General features: G+C 63.3%; 18 protein-coding genes and 1 riboswitch. Of the genes, 5 read left to right on the top strand and 13 right to left on the bottom strand.

Features of this window, described 5'->3' with window-relative positions:
* Positions 1–152 precede the first annotated feature (152 nt).
* The 6 genes from cobF to cbiE form a co-directional block, all read right to left on the bottom strand.
* On the bottom strand, positions 153–905 hold the full coding sequence (gene cobF, locus BMZ35_RS16180) for a precorrin-6A synthase (deacetylating) (protein WP_093095021.1): 753 nt from the start codon (positions 903–905) through the stop codon (positions 153–155).
* Positions 906–944: 39 nt separating this feature from the next.
* Positions 945–1667 (bottom strand): uroporphyrinogen-III C-methyltransferase, encoded by a 723-nt coding sequence (cobA, locus tag BMZ35_RS16175; protein WP_093095018.1) that lies wholly within the window; start codon positions 1665–1667, stop codon positions 945–947.
* Positions 1664–2974 carry a cobyrinic acid a,c-diamide synthase CobB gene (locus BMZ35_RS16170; RefSeq protein ID WP_093095016.1) on the bottom strand — a complete coding sequence of 437 codons (1311 nt, stop codon included), beginning with the start codon at positions 2972–2974 and terminating at the stop codon, positions 1664–1666. The genes cobA and BMZ35_RS16170 overlap by 4 nt, the downstream gene beginning before the upstream one ends.
* Before the next feature lie 96 nt (positions 2975–3070).
* On the bottom strand, positions 3071–3865 hold the full coding sequence (cobM, locus tag BMZ35_RS16165) for a precorrin-4 C(11)-methyltransferase (protein ID WP_093095015.1): 795 nt from the start codon (positions 3863–3865) through the stop codon (positions 3071–3073).
* Positions 3862–4227, bottom strand: a complete 366-nt coding sequence (locus tag BMZ35_RS16160; protein WP_093095012.1) for a cobalamin biosynthesis protein — start codon at positions 4225–4227, stop codon at positions 3862–3864. Before BMZ35_RS16160 ends, cobM begins: the two co-directional genes overlap by 4 nt.
* Entirely contained in the window at positions 4224–5423 is a 1200-nt protein-coding gene (gene cbiE, locus BMZ35_RS16155; RefSeq protein WP_093095010.1) for a precorrin-6y C5,15-methyltransferase (decarboxylating) subunit CbiE, read from the bottom strand. The genes BMZ35_RS16160 and cbiE overlap by 4 nt, the downstream gene beginning before the upstream one ends.
* On the opposite strand from cbiE, the gene BMZ35_RS16150 reads away from it, so the two are divergent.
* Positions 5422–6159 (top strand): cobalt-precorrin-6A reductase, encoded by a 738-nt coding sequence (locus BMZ35_RS16150; protein ID WP_207502996.1) that lies wholly within the window; start codon positions 5422–5424, stop codon positions 6157–6159. The two genes, cbiE and BMZ35_RS16150, sit on opposite strands and share 2 nt — an antisense overlap.
* A 50-nt stretch (positions 6160–6209) precedes the next feature.
* Here BMZ35_RS16150 and cobJ read toward each other — a convergent pair whose 3' ends face one another.
* Genes cobJ through BMZ35_RS16115 form a run of 7 tightly spaced genes read right to left on the bottom strand, consistent with a single transcriptional unit; the run spans position 6210 to position 14159 of the window.
* Positions 6210–6965, bottom strand: coding sequence for a precorrin-3B C(17)-methyltransferase (gene cobJ, locus BMZ35_RS16145; protein ID WP_093095006.1), 756 nt, complete (start codon positions 6963–6965; stop codon positions 6210–6212).
* Positions 6962–7693, bottom strand: a complete 732-nt coding sequence (gene cobI / locus BMZ35_RS16140) for a precorrin-2 C(20)-methyltransferase (protein WP_093095002.1) — start codon at positions 7691–7693, stop codon at positions 6962–6964. The genes cobJ and cobI overlap by 4 nt, the downstream gene beginning before the upstream one ends.
* On the bottom strand, positions 7690–8319 hold the full coding sequence (locus tag BMZ35_RS16135; protein ID WP_093095000.1) for a precorrin-8X methylmutase: 630 nt from the start codon (positions 8317–8319) through the stop codon (positions 7690–7692). The genes cobI and BMZ35_RS16135 overlap by 4 nt, the downstream gene beginning before the upstream one ends.
* Complete coding sequence (locus BMZ35_RS16130) at positions 8319–9452, bottom strand: cobalamin biosynthesis protein CobG (protein ID WP_242654828.1); 1134 nt, start codon at positions 9450–9452, stop codon at positions 8319–8321. The genes BMZ35_RS16135 and BMZ35_RS16130 overlap by 1 nt, the downstream gene beginning before the upstream one ends.
* Positions 9449–12736 (bottom strand): cobaltochelatase subunit CobN, encoded by a 3288-nt coding sequence (gene cobN, locus BMZ35_RS16125; RefSeq protein ID WP_093094998.1) that lies wholly within the window; start codon positions 12734–12736, stop codon positions 9449–9451. The genes BMZ35_RS16130 and cobN overlap by 4 nt, the downstream gene beginning before the upstream one ends.
* 5 nt (positions 12737–12741) lie before the next feature.
* On the bottom strand, positions 12742–13779 hold the full coding sequence (gene cobW, locus BMZ35_RS16120; RefSeq protein WP_093094994.1) for a cobalamin biosynthesis protein CobW: 1038 nt from the start codon (positions 13777–13779) through the stop codon (positions 12742–12744).
* The gene (locus BMZ35_RS16115; protein ID WP_093094992.1) at positions 13776–14159 is read right to left on the bottom strand and encodes a DUF1636 family protein; all 384 of its coding nucleotides are present in this window, start codon (positions 14157–14159) and stop codon (positions 13776–13778) included. The genes cobW and BMZ35_RS16115 overlap by 4 nt, the downstream gene beginning before the upstream one ends.
* Positions 14160–14240: 81 nt before the next feature.
* Positions 14241–14452: riboswitch (cobalamin riboswitch) on the bottom strand.
* Positions 14453–14488: 36 nt separating this feature from the next.
* Between BMZ35_RS16115 and BMZ35_RS16110 the strand changes: the two genes are divergently transcribed.
* The 4 genes from BMZ35_RS16110 (at position 14489) to BMZ35_RS16095 (ending at position 16961) form a co-directional block, all read left to right on the top strand.
* The gene (locus tag BMZ35_RS16110) at positions 14489–15592 is read left to right on the top strand and encodes an NnrS family protein (protein WP_131814394.1); all 1104 of its coding nucleotides are present in this window, start codon (positions 14489–14491) and stop codon (positions 15590–15592) included.
* A 69-nt stretch (positions 15593–15661) separates the two neighbouring features.
* The gene (cobO, locus tag BMZ35_RS16105) at positions 15662–16270 is read left to right on the top strand and encodes a cob(I)yrinic acid a,c-diamide adenosyltransferase (RefSeq protein WP_093094988.1); all 609 of its coding nucleotides are present in this window, start codon (positions 15662–15664) and stop codon (positions 16268–16270) included.
* Entirely contained in the window at positions 16270–16620 is a 351-nt protein-coding gene (locus tag BMZ35_RS16100; protein ID WP_093094986.1) for a Lin0512 family protein, read from the top strand. The genes cobO and BMZ35_RS16100 overlap by 1 nt, the downstream gene beginning before the upstream one ends.
* Positions 16617–16961 carry a Lin0512 family protein gene (locus tag BMZ35_RS16095; protein ID WP_093094984.1) on the top strand — a complete coding sequence of 115 codons (345 nt, stop codon included), beginning with the start codon at positions 16617–16619 and terminating at the stop codon, positions 16959–16961. The genes BMZ35_RS16100 and BMZ35_RS16095 overlap by 4 nt, the downstream gene beginning before the upstream one ends.

Genomic DNA, 16961 nt, shown 5'->3' with positions numbered 1-16961 from the left:
ATGGGCGAAAGCTTGTTTATTCGAAATTGACACGATAATGCCGTGAATTTTCCACGTCATGACGCCTGTTCGCATCAAAAAAGGATCGAAAGTGCCTGAATTCAGCGCGCTAGACCGTGTCGTTCATGCGAATCGGACGCCGGTTCAGTGGGTCAGTTGCTGCGCATCAGGTAGATATCCATGATCCAGCCATGCTCGGAGCGGGCCTTGGCGCGGGTCTCGACGATCGTTTCGGCGACATCTTGTAGCGGGCCTTGGATCAGGATCTGCTGGGGCATGCCGACATAGGCTCCCCACCAGATATGGATGTCATTTGCGGGGAGGGTCTGAAAGGCGCAGTCGCCATCAAGCATGACGGCCACTGTAGCGGCGTCCGACGGCCAGCCCTGCATGCGCAGGTTGCGCCCGGTGGTGATCTGTACGGCACCAGCTAGCGTGTTGAGCGGGATGGCGTGGGCGGCGGTGAGCATTTGCAGTGATGTGATGCCCGGTACGACAGACACGTCAAAGGTCAACCCGCGGGCGCGCAGGCGATCGGCGATGCGCAGCGTCGAGTCGTACAGCGAGGGGTCACCCCAGACCATGAGAGCGACGTGGCCGTCGCCGGGGGCATGCTCATGTATCAGCGCACCCCAGATTTCTGCCAAAGCGTCATGCCAGGTGTTCACCCCATCGAGATACTTGGGCGTGTTGGCGTCGCGCACCGGGTAGTCAAACTCGACAATTCTCGGCGTAGTCTTGAGAAGGTCGCGCGCAATCATCCGGCGCAAGTCGGCCAGTTCGGTTTTTTCGTCCCCCTTGCGCGGCAACAGGATCAGGTCGGCGCTTTCCAGTGTGCGGATGGCCTGCAACGTGAGGTGATCGGGGTTACCCGATCCAATACCGACAAGAGAGAGGGTGCGCATTGAAGTGCCTCCGGGGGCGTATTGCGGAACGGTTAAATGTCAGGTGCTTTCGGCCAGTTCCCCGAACAGGATCAAGCCCGGCGCGTTCGAGATGGTTTCCGAGAGCTGGGTGGACAGTTCCTCCATCGTGCTGCGCTGCAGGGTCTGGTCAGGATGGCTGACATTTTCAGCAAGGAGCGCAGGGCAGTCGCGGCGCAGGCCCGTGGCAAAGAGCTTCTCTGCAAGAGCCGGAAAAGTACGTTTGGGCATGAACAGGACGGTGGTGGCACCGGGATCGGCGAGGGATTGCAGGTGCAGGTCTCCGGGCAGGGCTCCGGCGACATCGTGGCCGGTGACAAACTGGACCCGGCGCGCAACAAGGCGGCGGGTGAGCGGGATTTGAGCCGCTGCGGCGGCAGCGCAGGCCGAGGTGACGCCGGGAATGATTTCAAAGTTGATTCCGGCGGCGCGCAGGGCGTCGATTTCTTCTTCGAGTCGGCCAAAGATGCCACTGTCCCCGGATTTCAGGCGTACGACATGGCCACCCGCCTTGGCATAGTCGACGAGAAGCTGGCTGACATGGTCCTGCTTTGGCGAGGGGCGACCGGCGCGTTTTCCGACCCCAACAAGATCGGCTTCGGGGGACGCGTATTCGAGGATCGGCCCCGAAGAAAGGTCGTCAAACAGGATGGCGTCGGCCTTTTTCAAACGGTCAACGGCCTTGAGTGTCAAAAGTTCCGGGTCGCCGGGGCCGGAGCCGACGAAACTGACAAATCCGCTCATGCGCTTGCCTCTGCAATCAGGTGAAAGAAGGTGCCGGTGGTGTGGCCGCGCACGGAGCCGGTTTCCGGAACCGGGTTTCCGTCAGCATCGCCCACCTGCGCCAAAGGCGCGTCGGGTTCTTCCAGGATGGTGGAATAGTGGAATTCGTGACCTCTGAGCCGGGCGCCACCGGCAAAGCCGGGCATGGGCGCCAGAAGCGTGGCCTGTCGATAGCCAAGGTGGAATTTGCGCTTTTCATAAGAAGTCACAAGGCCGAGCAACCCGGCCATCTGATGCCGGGTGCCGTCCTTGTCGATAAGCGCTTTTCCCAGCGCCATATAGCCGCCGCACTCGCCATGCACGGGTTTTGTCTGAGCGTGAGCGCGCAGGCCATCGAGATAGGTCGTGTTTGCGGCAAGAGTGCCTGCATGGAGCTCGGGATAGCCTCCGGGAAGCCAGACGAGATCGGCGTTTGGTGCGGGGGCTTCATTGGCCAGCGGTGAGAAGGGCAGGATTTCCGCGCCGGCGTTGCGCCATCCGGTCAGGACATGCGGATAGGTGAAGGAAAAGGCCGCGTCCTGGGCCAGTGCGATGCGTTGGGCCGGGGGCTTGGGCAGTGTGCCGGTCGCGGCGGGCCCCGCCTTGGCCGCAGCCTTGATCGCGCCGATATCGACATGTTCTCGCAGGAAGGCGGCATAGCCCCGGATCGCCTGTTCGAGATCGGGGTGCTCGACCGCCTGAATGAGGCCGAGATGGCGCTCTGGCAGGGTCAGGTCGCCACGCCGGGGCAGCACCCCGAGCACGTTGATCCCGGCCTGATCCATGCCGAGGCGGGCCAGCCGCTCGTGACGCGGTGAAGCGCAGCGGTTGAGGATCACCCCGGCAAAGGGCAGATCGGGGTTGTAGGATTTGAAACCGAGCGCCGTGGCGGCGGCGGATTGCGCCTGACCGCCGACATCAATCACCAGCACGACCGGCCAGCCCATTTTCAGGGCGGTTTCCGCCGAAGAGCCAAAGCCGCTTTCGCCACGCGTGGCCACGCCGTCAAACAGGCCCATCGAGCCTTCGGCGACGATGATGTCGGCGCCTTGTGATTGCTGGGAAATACCGCCGATCAGGTCTTCGCGCATGGCCCATGTGTCGATGTTGAAGGCCGGGCGATGCGCAGCGGCGCGGTGAAAGGCGGGGTCGATGTAATCGGGGCCGGATTTGAAGGGCTGGACAGTCAGCCCGTCTTCGGCCAGCGCGCGCAAGAGGCCGAGCATGACCGTGGTCTTGCCGGTGCCGGAAGATGGGGCGGAGATCAGGAGACCGGGAGCGGTGGTCATTTGTTGGTTGCCTCTGGGCGTTTTTTGGGGGGAACGGTGGGGGCCAGCTCCCACACCCACGGGGTATTTGGGGAAAAAGAAAGATTGGGAGTTGGTCTAGTCATCGCCATGGCTCCAGCTAGACCATGGGCTGTCTGCCGTTTGCGGGCGATAGCGGCGGTCGTATTCTGTGGCATAGAGGCAAGAGTCTTCAAAGCCTTCACCTGCGAGTGCCGGGCCGACAAGGATCAGCGCCGTGCGGGAGATGTTTTCGGTGACGTCGTCCTTGAGGGAAGCGAGCGTGCTGCGGATCACCTGCTGATCAGGCCAACTTGCGCGATAGACCACGGCAACGGGGCAGCCGGGGCCATAGGCCGGGGTGAGATCTGCGATCACAGTGTCCAGATTGCTGATCGAGAGGTGTATCGCCAGCGTCGCGCCGGTGGCGGCGAAATTGGTGAGCGTTTCCCCCGCGGGCATTGAGGAGGCGCGGCCTGGTGTGCGGGTCAGGATCACGGATTGGGCAAGGCCCGGCAAGGTGAGTTCGGTTTGCAGCGCAGCGGCGGCGGCGGCAAAGCTGGGCACGCCGGGGGTGACGGAAACCGGGATGCCTTCGGCGCGCAGGCGACGGATCTGTTCGCCCATTGCAGACCAGACCGAAAGGTCGCCGGAATGCAGGCGGGCGACGTCCTGCCCCTTGGCATGGGCGGCTTTGCAATGGGCCACAATTGCGTCGAGATCGAGCGGGGCGGTGTTGATAATCGTGGCGCTGTCCGGGCAGTGAGCCAGGATTTCGTCCGGCACCAGGGAGCCCGCATAGAGGCAGACTGGACAGGCGGCGATCAGGTCGCGTCCCCTGAGTGTGATCAGGTCGGCAGCGCCCGGTCCGGCGCCTATGAAATGCACGGTCATGCGGGCGATCCTTGGGCAAGGGCGCATGTGGCGCGCCGGTCGGTTGAAATCTGGCGGGGTGCCAGCAGGGCCGCGTGTGCACCCGCTGCGGCAAGGGCGCAGGCTTCGGCCACGCTGCCCGTGGCGCGATGCTCTTGCGCCTTGGGCGACTGGGTCAGCGTCTGTGCCGACTGCAGCAAGGGGGCGGGAACGGGGAACACGGAGAGGCCAAGCTCCTGGGCTAACTGTTGGATGCTGGGGGCATACGCTTTGTCCGCGGGCGCTGCAAGCAGGGTGGGGACATGCGCCCCCGTTTGCGCGAGAGCGTCCCGCAGGCTTTGCGTGGTCGCGATGCCGCGAAATCCAAACCCGGCGACGATCATTTTTCAACGCTCCATTGCACGATGGGATAGGCGGATTTCCAGCCGCGCTTGCGTCCGAGGGGGTGGGCATGGGCCAGTTCGATGCGCATCAGATCGCCGCCCTTGTCGGTGTGCCAGAGGGAGAGCAGGGCTTCGGCTTCGAGGGTGACGGCATTGGCGACAAGGCGCGCGCCGTCCGGCATGGCCGCCCAGACGGTTTGCAGCATCTCATCGCTGAGACCGCCGCCGATGAAGATGGCATCCGGGTCAGGCAGATCCGACAGCGCCTCGGGGGCGGTGCCGGTGACAACGCTTAGACGGTCTGCACCGAGATCGGCAGCGTTGGCGCGGATGCGCTCTGCGCGGGTTGGATTGCTTTCGATTGTGGTGGCTTGGGTGGTTGGGTGCGCCCAGAGCCATTCTATGGAGATCGAACCCGAGCCGCCGCCGATGTCCCAGAGATGTTCGCCCGGTTTTGGGGCAAGCGTTGAGAGGGTCAGGGCGCGTACGGGGCGCTTGGTGATTTGGCCGTCATGGTCAAAAAGGTCATCGGGACGTCCCGTGGCAAGGGGGAGTGCCGGTCCATCGCCCGCAATGTCGAGGCCGACGCTGACCGGATGTCGGATGTCGGAGAGGTCAAAGGACTGGGCGGGGCTGGAGCGAATACGCTGGCGGGGGCCGCCGAGGGCTTCGAGCACGTGAAGGGTGGTTGGGCCAAAGCCTTGTTGCACGAGCCAAGCGGCGAAATCCGCCACAGAAGGTCCGTCCCGCAGGGTGACAAGCGCGCGCTGGCCGTGATGCAGGTGGGGGCGCAGGCGGGCGAAGGGGGCAGCGTGCAGCCCCATGGTTGGGGTCTGTTCCAGAGGCCAGCCAAGGGCAGCGGCTGCCAGCGACATGGTCGAGGGCGCGGGCAGGGTGATGTACTCGCCCGGTGTGAGCTGGCGGGCGAGCGTTGCGCCCGCACCGTGCCAGAACGGATCGCCCGAGGCGAGCACCACGGTTGGCGTCCCTCTGTGCGACAGCAGAACCGGGATGCCGTCGCTGAAGGGGACAGGCCAGGCGATGGTGTCCGCGTCGAGTTCGGGCAGCAAGGACAGGTGGCGTGCGGCGCCCATCACCACTTGCGCTTCATCCAGCGCTTTGCGACTTGCGGGGGCGAGGCCATCCGGTCCATCTTCGCCCAAGCCCACGATGGTCAGCCACGGAGCGTCAACCATGTCTTGCAAACTCCTTATTCTCGGCGGCACAACCGAGGCCAGCATGCTTGCCCGCGCTGTGGCGGAACGCGGCATGAATGCCGTGTTTTCCTATGCGGGCCGGGTTGCCGCACCCAGGATCCAGCCGATCCCGCAACGGGTGGGCGGATTTGGTGGGGTGGACGGGTTGGTCCGCTATCTGCACGAGCATAACATCACGCATGTCATTGACGCCACGCACCCTTTTGCCGCGCAGATGAGTTGGAATGCCTATCATGCCTGTCGGGAAGCGGGGGTGGACCTTGTCGCCCTGACCCGGCCTGCGTGGTCTGCGCAGAAGGGGGATGACTGGACCCGTGTCAGGGATGTAGCAGGGGCAGTGGCGGCTTTGGGCGGTGGGGCGCGGCGCGTGATGTTGGCCTTGGGCAAACTGAACCTGCCCGCCTTTGCCGCACAACCGCAGCATCACTATGTTCTCCGGCTGGTCGATACCCCCGAGGACGAGATCGCCTTGCCGCATCACACGGTTGTAGTTGCGCGAGGGCCGTTTGATGTGGCCGGGGATACGGTATTGTTCCGGGAACACCGTGTGGATGTGGTTGTGTGCAAAAATGCCGGAGGTGTTGGGGCAGAGGCCAAGTTGCAGGCTGCGCGAGACCTGAGGCTGCCTGTGATCATGATCGATCGACCGAAGTTGCCGCCGCGGCTGGAGCTGGCGGTGGTTGAAGAGGTATTGGAACGGGTTCAGTCGACCTGACACGGACGCCCCGTCCCCTCCCGTTTTGGGCGACAATGGGCCTTCACAGATCATTCGCCTTCAACCGAGCGCGGCGTGTAGACGAAAGGCGCGCCGTTGCGCTCGATAATCCGGGTGCGGGACGAGCCAAGCAGGACAACGGTACGCATGTCTGCCATGTCCGGTGTGGCTTTGGTCAGGGGGACGACGTTTATCCGTTGATCCGGGCGCGAAACATTGCGTGCAAAGATGATCGGACGGGCGTCGCCGCAGGCATCTTGAAGCGTTTTCAACGCCTTCTCAAAGCCTTCCGGGCGGGATTTGGAGCGGGGGTTGTAGAAGGCCATGGCAAAATCTGCCTCGGCGGCAAGGCGCAGGCGCTTTTCGATCAGGGACCATGGTTTGAGATTGTCGCTGAGGTTGATGGCGCAGAAATCATGCCCGAGCGGTGCTCCGCAGGCCGCGGAAGCGGCCAGCATGGCGGTGATGCCGGGCAGGACCTGAATGTCGAGGTCGCGCCAGTCGGGTTCACCGTTCTCGACCGCTTCAAACACGGCTGCGGCCATGGCAAAGACGCCGGGGTCGCCGGATGAGACTACCACGACATGTTTGCCCTCCGAGGCCATTTCAAGCGCATGGCACGAGCGGTCGATTTCGACGCGGTTGTCCGATGGGTGTAGCGTCAGGCCGGGGCGTTCGGCGACGCGTTCCACATATGGAATATAGCCAACGATATCAGTGGCCCGGTCCAGCGCGGCCTGCACTTCGGGCGTGATCAGGGCGTCGTTGCCGGGGCCGAGTCCCGCGATAACCAGCGAGCCGGTCATGGGCGTCGTCCTTGTCCATGCACGATGACGATAGAAAAATACGGCGTGCCGTGGTCGGTCATTTCAGAAAGTTTGGTCACGGTCTGTTTGCTGCCCATAGTCGCAAACTGCACAAGCCACGCGTCGTCGAATTTGCCGCCATCCTTGAGCGCGGTGACAACCTTGTCGTAGTTCGAGCCGATCTTCATGATCACCAGCGCGTCGGTGCGACGGATGTAATCGGTCAGCTTGTCCTGTTCGAGCGTGCCCATCAGCACGGTCAGCACATCATCGCCCCAGGTGATCGGGGTTTCGGTTGCTGTCCACGCGCCGGACATACCGGTGATGGCGGGCACCACGTCCACCGGGACCACGTCGCGCAGGCGCGCATAGAGATGCATGAAGGAGCCATAGAAGAACGGATCCCCTTCGCAGAGCACCACAACGTCTTCGCCCGCGTTTGCCAGTTCGATCAGGTGCTGCGTGACCTCGGCGTAAAATGCGGACAAAAGTTCATTATAGCGCGGATCATGCACCGAGATCTCGGTGGTCACGGGGTATTCCATCGGGAATTCGATGGCGTTTTCCGGCAAGAGGCCTTCGACAATCTGGCGCGCCTGTCCCTTGCGGCCCTTTTTGCGGAAAAAAGCAACGTGCTTGGCATTGGTCAGGAGGCGGTGCGCGCGCACGCTCATCAGGTCGGGATCGCCGGGGCCAAGCCCCAGCCCATAGATCGTGCCCATGTTCATTCCTTACGGCTGGCGATGGCGTTGATGGCGGCGACGGTCATGGCAGAGCCGCCGAGACGCCCATCGACGATCATGCAGGGCACTGGCTGATCGGCCCAGAGTGCGTCCTTGCTCTCGCGTGCGCCGACAAAACCTACCGGGCATCCGATGATCGCGGCCGGGCGCGGGCAGGTCGGGTCTTCCAGCATGTTCAGCAGGTGAAAGAGCGCTGTGGGCGCGTTGCCGATGGCGACGATGGCACCACCCAGCCGGTCACGCCAGTGTTCGAGGGCAGCGGCAGAGCGTGTGTTGCCCATTTCAGCGGCCAGCGCGTGGATGCCGTCGGCGTGCAAAGTGCAGATCACCTCGTTGTCGGCGGGCAGGCGCGGGCGGGTGACACCCTCGGAGACCATGCGCGCGTCACAGAAGATCGGGGCGCCGTCTTCCATGGCCTTTCTGGCGGCGGCGACCATGCCGGGGGTAAAGCGGACGTGTTTCTCTAGGCCGACCATTCCGGCGGCATGGATCATGCGAACAACGACCTGTTCTTCGTCCGCGTCGAAACCGGCGAGGTCGGCCTCGCGGCGGATGGTGGCAAAGCTCTCATCATAGATGGCCTGGCCGTTCTTTTCGTATTCATATGGCATCAAAACTCTCCGATGCGCTGGGCAAGGGTTTCGGGCGCAAGGCCGGTTTCGCTGGGCTCATCCCACGGGCGGCCATTGCGGACAAGGTTGAAAGCGCCGTTTTCGCCGACAAGGGTTGTGGCACAGGCGCGCGGGCGGGCGCAGCCCTTGGCGCAACCGCTGATATGCAGAGGGCGCCGGGCCAGTGGGGCAAGTTTGCGGGCAAGCGTGCGGGTGTCGACGCTGGACGCGGTGCAAAGCGGCGCGCCGGGGCAGGCGTCGATCTTCAACAGGTGGGCGTTTTCATCGGTGATGAAATCGGTGGTGAGCGCCATTTCGGTGTCTTCCAGAAGGAAGAGCCGCCATGGGGTCACGCGCATGGCCGTGGCCCGTGTCGCGTTGAGCAGAGCGGCAAGAGGGGAGGCGGCCAGTTGGCCGAAGGCAGCCCCGTAAAGGGCGTCGGCCCCGGTCTGTCCCGGAGCCACCGGTTTCGCGGGGGCTGCTGGAAGTGCGGCTTGCCAGTCCGCCGGGGGCTGGGTGAAGGAAACGTGGTTGCCCATCCGTCGATGCGCCGGGCCGCCAGTTTTCACGAACCAGTGGGCCATGTCGATCAGGGCGTCGATGGCCGTGTCCGGCGTAACCAGTCGCCCGCGTGACATACCGTCGGGGCGCAGGAGGATGTCGCCGTTCGAGTTCCGTTCGAGCCGAAAATCGGCCGAGTTGGCGGTGAACATCGGATTGGGCGCGAGGTCGATAGCATAGCCGACCTTGGCGGGCATTGCGGGCAATTCGCCCAGTCGCGCGGTCAGCTCGGTTGTAAGGCGGTGTGTGTCGTCGCCCTCCTGCCAGAACGGGTCCACGAGGATATTGCGGCGTCCTTCCAATGCCGGGTCATCGGGCAGAAGATCGAGCGCGTGCAGACGTGCCAGAAGCGGTTCGTGATTGTCCTCGGACACGCCCCGGATTTGCAGGTTGGCCCGGCTGGTCAGGTCGATCAGGCCGGAGCCAAAGCTTTGTGCCGCATCGCAAAGCCCCAATACCTGATCATGCGTCAGGCGCGCGAGGGTGGGGCGCACCCGCACCACAAGCCCGTCACCCGACATCATCGGACGATAGGCGCCGGGGCACCAGCCTTTGGCCTCGGGGCGGATCATGACAGGCGCTCCATATCGGCTAGGATCGAGTTGCGGCGGGTTTGCCACAACCCGGCTTCGTGCAAGGCGGCAAAGCGGTCCCGCATGGCGGCCAACGCCTTGGGGTTCTCGCGTTCAAGAAAAGCGATGATTTCGTCACTGCCAAGGGTTGCGTCGTGATAGGCATCAAACAGTTGGGGGGGCACCGCCCCGGCGAGATGGGCAAAGGCGGCCATGTGATCGAGGGTGGCGGCCATTTCCGCACCTCCCCGGAAACCGTGGCGCATCATGCCGGCGAGCCAGTCGGGATTGGTGGCGCGCGCATGCACGACGCGGGCGATTTCCTCGGTCAGGCCACGGGCGCGGGGAGCGTTGGGGTTGGTGTTGTCGACGTGGTACAGCGCGGCCTTGCCGCCGGTGATCTTCTGCGCGGCGGCGAACCCGGCCTCGTGCGCAGCATAGTCCGACGCCAGCAGCAGATCGGTTTCGGGCAGGTCCTGAAGATGCACGAAGCTGTCGGCCTGTGCCACACGTTCCGCGATCCCGTCCCGATCCTGGGTTTCGGCGCCGGTATCCAGTGCCCAGGACGAGGCGTTGAGCCATGCTTCACCGGCCGCACGGCGGCCTTCCTCGGAATAGTCCTCAAGGTCATGGCCCATGCCAAGCCCATAGCTGCCCGGCGCGGGGCCATAGACGCGCGGGGCGGTGACGCGGCCCGCAAACGGGTTCCAGTCGGCGGCCTCGTCGCGTTCGCTCAGCGCGCGGATGGCTTGCCCGTAAAGGGCCGAAAGCGTGGGGAACACATCGCGAAACAGGCCGGAGACGCGCAGGGTCACATCGATGCGCGGGCGTTCGAGCATCGCGATGGGCAGGAGTTCAACACCGCTGACGCGTTCGCTGCCTTCGTCCCAAACGGGCTTGGCGCCAAGAAGATGCAGGGCCATGGCGAATTCTTCGCCAGCAGTGCGCATTGTGGCCGAGCCCCAGAGATCGACGATCAGGTTTTTGGGGTAGTCGCCTTCGTCCTGAAGGTGTTTGCGGACCAGTTCCTCGGCCAGCTTGACCCCTTGCGCATAGGCCGCGCGGGTCGGAACAGAGCGGGGGTCTGTGGTATAAAGGTTGCGCCCCGTGGGGAGCACGTCATGGCGCCCGCGATAGGGAGAGCCGGATGGACCAGCTTCAATCCGCAACCCATTGAGAGCACGCAGGAAACCTTGTTTCTCGGACGCAGCCGAAGGGGTCGCATCAAAGCAGCCCGACGCTTTGGGCGCGCGCCCAAAGATATGCAGGCCATCCCCGAACTGGCTTTCCTTGATGTCACACACAAATGTGTCGATGCGCGTGATCGCTTCGGCAAGGGATGTGGCGTCGCCAAGACCAAGTTCCTCTTGTAATCCAAGGGCGTGCGCTTCATCACTAATGTTTTGCTGCAACCTGTCGCGCCGCTTGGGATCAAGGCCGTCGGCGTTGGAAAACTCATCAAGCAAGGATTCCAGCCGGGCAAACCGCTGTGGGGTGGCTGATGTTTTCAGCGGAGGTGGTACATGTCCCAAAGTGAGTGCGCCGATGCGGCGTTTGGCCTGCGCCGCCTCGCCGGGGTCGTTGACTATGAACGGATAGATCACCGGCGTGCCGCCGATCAATGCATCGGGCCAGCATTCACGGGACAGGGCCACCGATTTGCCAGGCAGCCATTCCAGCGTGCCATGGGCGCCCACATGGATCAGGGCATCGGTGTTCTGAACCCGGCGCAGCCACAGGTAGAAGGCGACATAGGAATGGCGGGGTGTGCGGCTGAGGTCGTGGTACTCGTCGTCGCGCAGCGCGTCTTGCCCGCGTTCGGGTTGCAAGGCGACCAGGACATTGCCGCGGGTTGTGGCGACGAAGTGAAAGGCGCCATCACGGAAGATCGGATCGGCTTCGGGCGCACCCCATGTCTCGGTGAGCGTGCCCTGAAGCGTTTCAGGCAAGGTCGCAAGCGCGGCCTTGTAGTCTTCGAGCGGCCAGCACAGGGTTTCGGATTGCAGGCTGTCGCGCACTGGACGTGGGGATGAGGCGGTATTGTACCCCTCGCTCGCAAGGTCCTCGAGCATTGCCTCGACGCTTGCCAACGGGTCAAGGCCAACCGCATGGGCCATGTTCCAGTCTTTCCCCGGATAGGTGCTCAGGACGACGGCCAGTTGTTTGTCAGCATTGGGTTTTTGGCCCAAGGCCACCCAGCCTTGCACCTTGTCGGCCAACGCGCTGATACGTTCGTTTTCGGCGCGGTGGCCGAAGCGCGAATACTCAAGTGCAGCGTCCTTTTTGCCCGGCTCCTTGAACGAAGTGACGCCCGCAAACAGGCGTCCGTCGACCTCGGGCAGAACCACATGCATGGCAAGGTCCGCCGGAGACAAACCGCGTTCGGCCTCGGCCCAGGCTTTGCGGCGCGATGTGGAGAGCGCGACCTGAAAGACCGGCGCGTCCGTGGCATCCAGCGGGGAGGTGCCGTCATCACCCTTGCCGGAGAAGGCCGTGGCGTTGACGATGGCGGCGGCGGTGAGCGTACGCAACTGTTCAGCCAGCCATGCGGCGGCCTGCGGCTGTTTGAGTGAGGGTGCAAAAAGGCCGATCACGTCAAAACCGCGGCTGCGGAACTCGGCAAACATGGCCTCGATCGGCGCGGTGTCTGCGGCGCTGACGTAGGCGCGGTAGAAGGTCAGTGCGATCAGGGGTTTGGACGGATCGCGGATATCCTCGGCTTTGCAGAGACCGGAATCGGGCGTCCATGCGCCGACATCCGGCAGATTCTTGGAGCCGGGCACCGGGCGCGCATATAGCCCTGCGGCCAAGGCAAGCTGTGCCAAGGCGGCCTGCGCGGCGATCGCGCCGCCGGTGTCACAGAGGTGGGTCAGACGATGCAGCGTGCTGGTCGGAAGGGTCGACACCTCATCCAGCCGTTCGTCGGGACGGCCATCAGCAGGGAGGACCGCGAGCGCGATGCCCTTTTCCTGAGCCAATGCCTGAACCTGCTGGATGCCATAAGGCCAATAGGAAATGCCGCCGATTAGGCGGATCAGGATCGCCTTGGCACCGTGCAAAGTCTGTTCGATGTAGGTGTCGACGGAAAGCGGGTGTTTCAGCGCCGCAAGGTTGGCGAGCCGGAGCGAGGGCAGATCGCCACCCGCGCGGTGCCAGCCTGCCGCGAAAGCGCCAAGGTCGGAATCGGAAAACGACAGCACCACCAGATCGGCCGGGGACTGGCCCAGGTCGATCGGGGTTTCGGTCTCATCCAACCCGTGGCTTTCGCGAAAGACAACGTGCATGGGATTTAGTCTACCAGAGCGGCCCGGATCTTGTCGGGGTTGATGTCGTCATGTTCGGCAATGACCACCATGCGGCCCTGACGGGCTTCTTCCGGTTTCCACGGGCGGTCGAACTGATGACGTACGCGCGCGCCTACGGCCTGAACCAAGAGGCGCATGGGTTTGCCGGTGACGGCGGCGTAGCCTTTGACGCGCAGAATGTTCTGTTCCTTGGCCAGTTTCTCGATCTTGGCCGCGAATGTTGCGGGGTCCGATTGCTCGGGGATGTCGATCACGACGCTTTCGAAATCGTCATGTTCATGATCGTCATGGCCGTCGTGATGGGAGGGGCGGTTGTCCATATCGTCCTCGGCAGCCGCGCCAAGACCCAGGATCACGCGCGGGTCGACTTCACCTTCGGCGACTTCGACCACAGGCAGGGGGCGAGGAGCTTCGGCGAGCACGATGGCCTTGGCCTTGGCTACGCCTTCGGGGCCGGCAAGGTCGGGTTTGGTCAAAAGCACGATATCGGCGCAGGAGACCTGATCCTCGAAGACTTCGGAAAGCGGGGTTTCGTGGTCCAGCCCTTCGTCGGCTTCCCGCTGTGCATCGACGGCGGCGACGTTGGGCGCAAAGCGACCATCGGCCACGGCCTCGGCATCGGCCAGCGCGATCACGCCATCGACGGTAATTTTCGAGCGGATATCAGGCCAGTCAAAGGCTTTCAAAAGCGGTTTGGGCAGAGCAAGGCCGGAGGTTTCGATCAGGATGTGATCGGGGCGCGGCTCAAGCGCCATGAGGGCTTCAATCGTCGGGATGAAATCATCGGCCACGGTGCAGCAAATGCAGCCATTGGCCAGTTCCATGATGTTTTCCGCCGGACAATCGGGGATGGCGCAGGATTTCAGAATCTCGCCATCCACGCCGACGTCGCCGAATTCGTTCACCACCACGGCAAGGCGCTTGCCTTGCGGGTTTTGCATGAGGTTGCGGATCAGCGTGGTTTTGCCCGAGCCAAGAAAGCCGGTGATCACGGTGACGGGGAGTTTTTCGAGAGTGCTCATTCGGGGATCTCCAGGGGGGGAATACGGGCGATGCAGTTCTTGCGGAAATGGATAGAGCGGTCGCGCCAAGGGACAAGCCCGTCGGCGGTTGCAGCGTATTTGGTGACTCCGTCTGCCACCAGTTCCGCGTCCTCGGCACCGGTGAAATTGCCATAGACATAAGTCCAGCGTTCGTCGCCACCGCGCAGGGTGATGGAACAGCCGTGGTCGCAATTGGAAAAACACTCGACCCCGCGCAGGGTCACGTTGGCCGGCAGGTCCGTCGCTTGCAGCGCCTCGAAGAGCCGGGTGCCGGGGCGGGGGCCTTCCTGATCGGTGGGCGCACCGGCCCGGCAAGTGGTGCAGACCAGCAATTCGACAGGTGCGTCGGCGTCGGCCATCTTGTCTTCCCTTGTCGGGGACGGGGAACAGCGACGGGTTGCATTGCATCAGCCCGACACCGGAAACACCCCGTCCGGTTCACGTCATCTCGTCTGCTGGCAGGTCTCCCGGCTTGCGGATTTCGGCACTTTGGCCTGCGGTTGCCCGGCCTTCCCGGAAGAGATCCAGTGGCATCGGGCGACCTTTCCGGTCACGGTCGCGGGGGCGGCTGCGCTTGGGGGCAATGTCTGCCCCGTGTCGCATTCCCTATTCACCTGTTCTACAAACAGGCACCAGCGCGCCCAAGTGAGGCAGCGTGGGGGTCTTTGTCAAGCAGGAGAGTGGGCTGTTGACGTCCCAGAACCCTACAAGCGACCGGGTGTGGCCCGAAACCGGCCTTTGGGCCGCATCTTTTCGCGTGATGTTCCCGCTGGCTGCGGTCTGGGCGGCGATTTCGGTGGGTTTTTGGCAATGGGGCGCACGGATCTGGCCGAATCTGGAAGCGGGTTTGGCGTGGCACATCCACGAGATGACATTCGGTTTCGGCGGCGCGGCGCTGGCGGGATATTTGCTGACCGCATGCAGCAGCTGGACCGGGCGGGCTCCGGTTGGCGGCTGGCGGTTGATTGGGATTGCCGCGCTGTGGATCGTGGCGCGGGGGCTCGTGCTTTTGGACTCTGCGCTTGCAGCGCCATTATCCACGGCGTTTTTCTGGAGCGTGGCGGGCTGTCTGTTCTGGGAGGCCAAGAAGGGGGGCAGGCAATGGCGCCCGGCCTTCATCACGATCTGTCTTTTGGCCGGTGTCGGGTCGGTTCTTTTCCTGTGGCGGGGTGAAGCGAGCACGTGGCCGGTATTGGGTTTTGCTGCCTTGTTGGTGTTCGTCGGTGGGCGAATGGTGCCGGCGTTTCTTTTCAATGCGGTTGGCAGCAAGCCTGTCGCGGGACCCTGGATGACCACGGCTCTGGCGTTTGGCGTTGCCGTCAGTGGCGTGGCACCGAGGGAATGGGCATTGGCCGTGAGCGGTCTGTTGTTGGTTCAGGTCGCGAGGTGGCCGGTCAGGGTGGCAACGCGAGACACTCTATTGGCGATACTAGTGGTTGCGTATCTTTGGCTGCCCGCTGGACTCTTGGCGATGGGCGTGGCGCGGGCGTTGGACTTATGGCCCATCGCAGCAGGGTTTCATGCCTTGTCGATGGGGGCGATGGGAGGGTTGATCATGGCGGTCTCGGCGCGGGCGTTCGCTTGGCGCGCTAGCGGCGTGTTGAAAGCGCGCCGGGGCGTGGGGGTGGCATTCGGGCTTGTCATGACGGCGGTGATCCTGCGCATGGGCGGGTGGCTTGATGCAGCGGCGGGGCTGTGGTGTGCAGGCTGGCTGATCCACCTCGTCGTCATGCTGCCGCATCTGCACGGGCCGGTCCCGCGCCCGGTGTTCAGCGGTGCACGCGGAAAATGAGGGGCGCTTGTACTTGATGCAGCGCTATGGTTTCGTGCCGCGCATTACCCCTTGCCCAAAGAGAGCGACATGACCGATCAGAACACGCGCCACACCGAAAAGATGAAGAAAATCAAGGCCGCGCGCGATCGCATGATGGCGACAAAGACGGACGAGAAGGGACTGATCATCGTGCATACCGGGCCCGGCAAGGGCAAGTCGAGCTCGGGATTCGGAATGATCATGCGATGTATCGCGCATGGCATGCCGGTTGCGGTGGTGCAATTCATCAAGGGGGCGATGGCGACCGGGGAACGGGCTTTTCTGGAGGAGCATTTCCCCGAAGAGGTGAAGTTTCACGTTTCAGGCGAGGGGTTTACCTGGGAAACGCAGGACCGGGAGCGCGACATTGCCAAGGCGCAAGCAGGTTGGGAATTGGCAAAGGAACTGATCCGCGATCCGGTCAACCGGTTCGTGATGCTGGACGAGATCAACATCGCGCTGCGTAACGATTATCTCGACATTGATGATGTGGTGGAGTTTCTCTTGAGTGAGAAGCCGGAGATGACCCATGTGCTTTGCACCGGGCGCAACGCCAAGCCCGAGTTGATCGAGGCCGCCGACCTCGTGACGGAAATGACGCTTGTGAAACACCCGTTCCGCGATGGGATCAAGGCGCAGGCGGGGGTGGAATTCTGATGGCGGTCAAACGTCTGTTGACCGAGTTCGGCATGGGAACGTCGCTTCGGCGGCAGGACTACACCGAGGCGGCCGTACGCGGGGTGCGCGACGCGCTGTGGCACAACTCGATCAATCTGGCCGAACTTTTCGGCAAGGAAAAGAACAAGATGCAGATCACCGTTGATGTGGCAGTTCAACAGCCGGATGCGGTGGATGTAGCGCAAGTGGCCGAGATTTTTCCCTTCGGCGAAGTGTCTGTCGTCGTCAGTCCCGGCGGGCTGGATGTGCCCCGAGACGACGGCGGCAAGCCGACGGTGATTGCCAACGTCGCCATCTCGGTGGCGCTTGATCTGGAGGGTGCGGCATGAGCGAGCAGCGCTTCATTATCGAGATGGGTATGGGGAATGACCAGTACGGTCAGGATTATACCAAGGCCGCAGCGCGCGCGATTGAGGATGCGATCCGGCATTCGTCGATCCCGATGTTCGATGCACTCGGTATGGATCACGCGGCCATGCGAGTTCAGGTGACGGTTGGGGTCCAAGAGCCGGACAAGGTAGATTGCGGAGCACTTTTGAAGACGCTGCCGCGTGGGCAAGCCGAGGTGAAGGCGGTGTTTGGTGGGCAGAACGTAACCAACCCGGACAGCGGCAATGTGCTGGTGATTGCAAGCGCGGCGGTGGAAGCTTTCCTGCCGAAACAGGGGTAG

It is taken from the genome of Shimia aestuarii (genome assembly GCF_900114635.1).
Classification (GTDB): Bacteria; Pseudomonadota; Alphaproteobacteria; order Rhodobacterales; family Rhodobacteraceae; genus Shimia; species Shimia aestuarii.
This window is presented reverse-complemented; position numbering and strand designations above follow the sequence as displayed.

Bases quoted from the DNA above. Each gene is read 5' to 3' on its own strand.
- cobJ (WP_093095006.1), bottom strand. From the start codon at position 6,965: ATGACCGGCTCGCTGGTTATCGCGGGACTCGGCCCCGGCAACGACGCC.
- cobI (WP_093095002.1), bottom strand. From the start codon at position 7,693: ATGAACATGGGCACGATCTATGGGCTGGGGCTTGGCCCCGGCGATCCC.
- BMZ35_RS16100 (WP_093094986.1), top strand. From the start codon at position 16,270: ATGGCGGTCAAACGTCTGTTGACCGAGTTCGGCATGGGAACGTCGCTT.
- BMZ35_RS16150 (WP_207502996.1), top strand. From the start codon at position 5,422: ATGTCTTGCAAACTCCTTATTCTCGGCGGCACAACCGAGGCCAGCATG.
- cobO (WP_093094988.1), top strand. From the start codon at position 15,662: ATGACCGATCAGAACACGCGCCACACCGAAAAGATGAAGAAAATCAAG.
- cobA (WP_093095018.1), bottom strand. From the start codon at position 1,667: ATGAGCGGATTTGTCAGTTTCGTCGGCTCCGGCCCCGGCGACCCGGAA.
- BMZ35_RS16135 (WP_093095000.1), bottom strand. From the start codon at position 8,319: ATGCCATATGAATACGAAAAGAACGGCCAGGCCATCTATGATGAGAGC.
- cbiE (WP_093095010.1), bottom strand. From the start codon at position 5,423: ATGGTTGACGCTCCGTGGCTGACCATCGTGGGCTTGGGCGAAGATGGA.
- cobF (WP_093095021.1), bottom strand. From the start codon at position 905: ATGCGCACCCTCTCTCTTGTCGGTATTGGATCGGGTAACCCCGATCAC.
- BMZ35_RS16160 (WP_093095012.1), bottom strand. From the start codon at position 4,227: ATGATCGTCGCCGGGTTTGGATTTCGCGGCATCGCGACCACGCAAAGC.
- cobN (WP_093094998.1), bottom strand. From the start codon at position 12,736: ATGCACGTTGTCTTTCGCGAAAGCCACGGGTTGGATGAGACCGAAACC.
- BMZ35_RS16170 (WP_093095016.1), bottom strand. From the start codon at position 2,974: ATGACCACCGCTCCCGGTCTCCTGATCTCCGCCCCATCTTCCGGCACC.
- cobM (WP_093095015.1), bottom strand. From the start codon at position 3,865: ATGACCGTGCATTTCATAGGCGCCGGACCGGGCGCTGCCGACCTGATC.
- BMZ35_RS16130 (WP_242654828.1), bottom strand. From the start codon at position 9,452: ATGATCCGCCCCGAGGCCAAAGGCTGGTGCCCCGGCGCCTATCGTCCG.
- BMZ35_RS16095 (WP_093094984.1), top strand. From the start codon at position 16,617: ATGAGCGAGCAGCGCTTCATTATCGAGATGGGTATGGGGAATGACCAG.
- BMZ35_RS16115 (WP_093094992.1), bottom strand. From the start codon at position 14,159: ATGGCCGACGCCGACGCACCTGTCGAATTGCTGGTCTGCACCACTTGC.
- cobW (WP_093094994.1), bottom strand. From the start codon at position 13,779: ATGAGCACTCTCGAAAAACTCCCCGTCACCGTGATCACCGGCTTTCTT.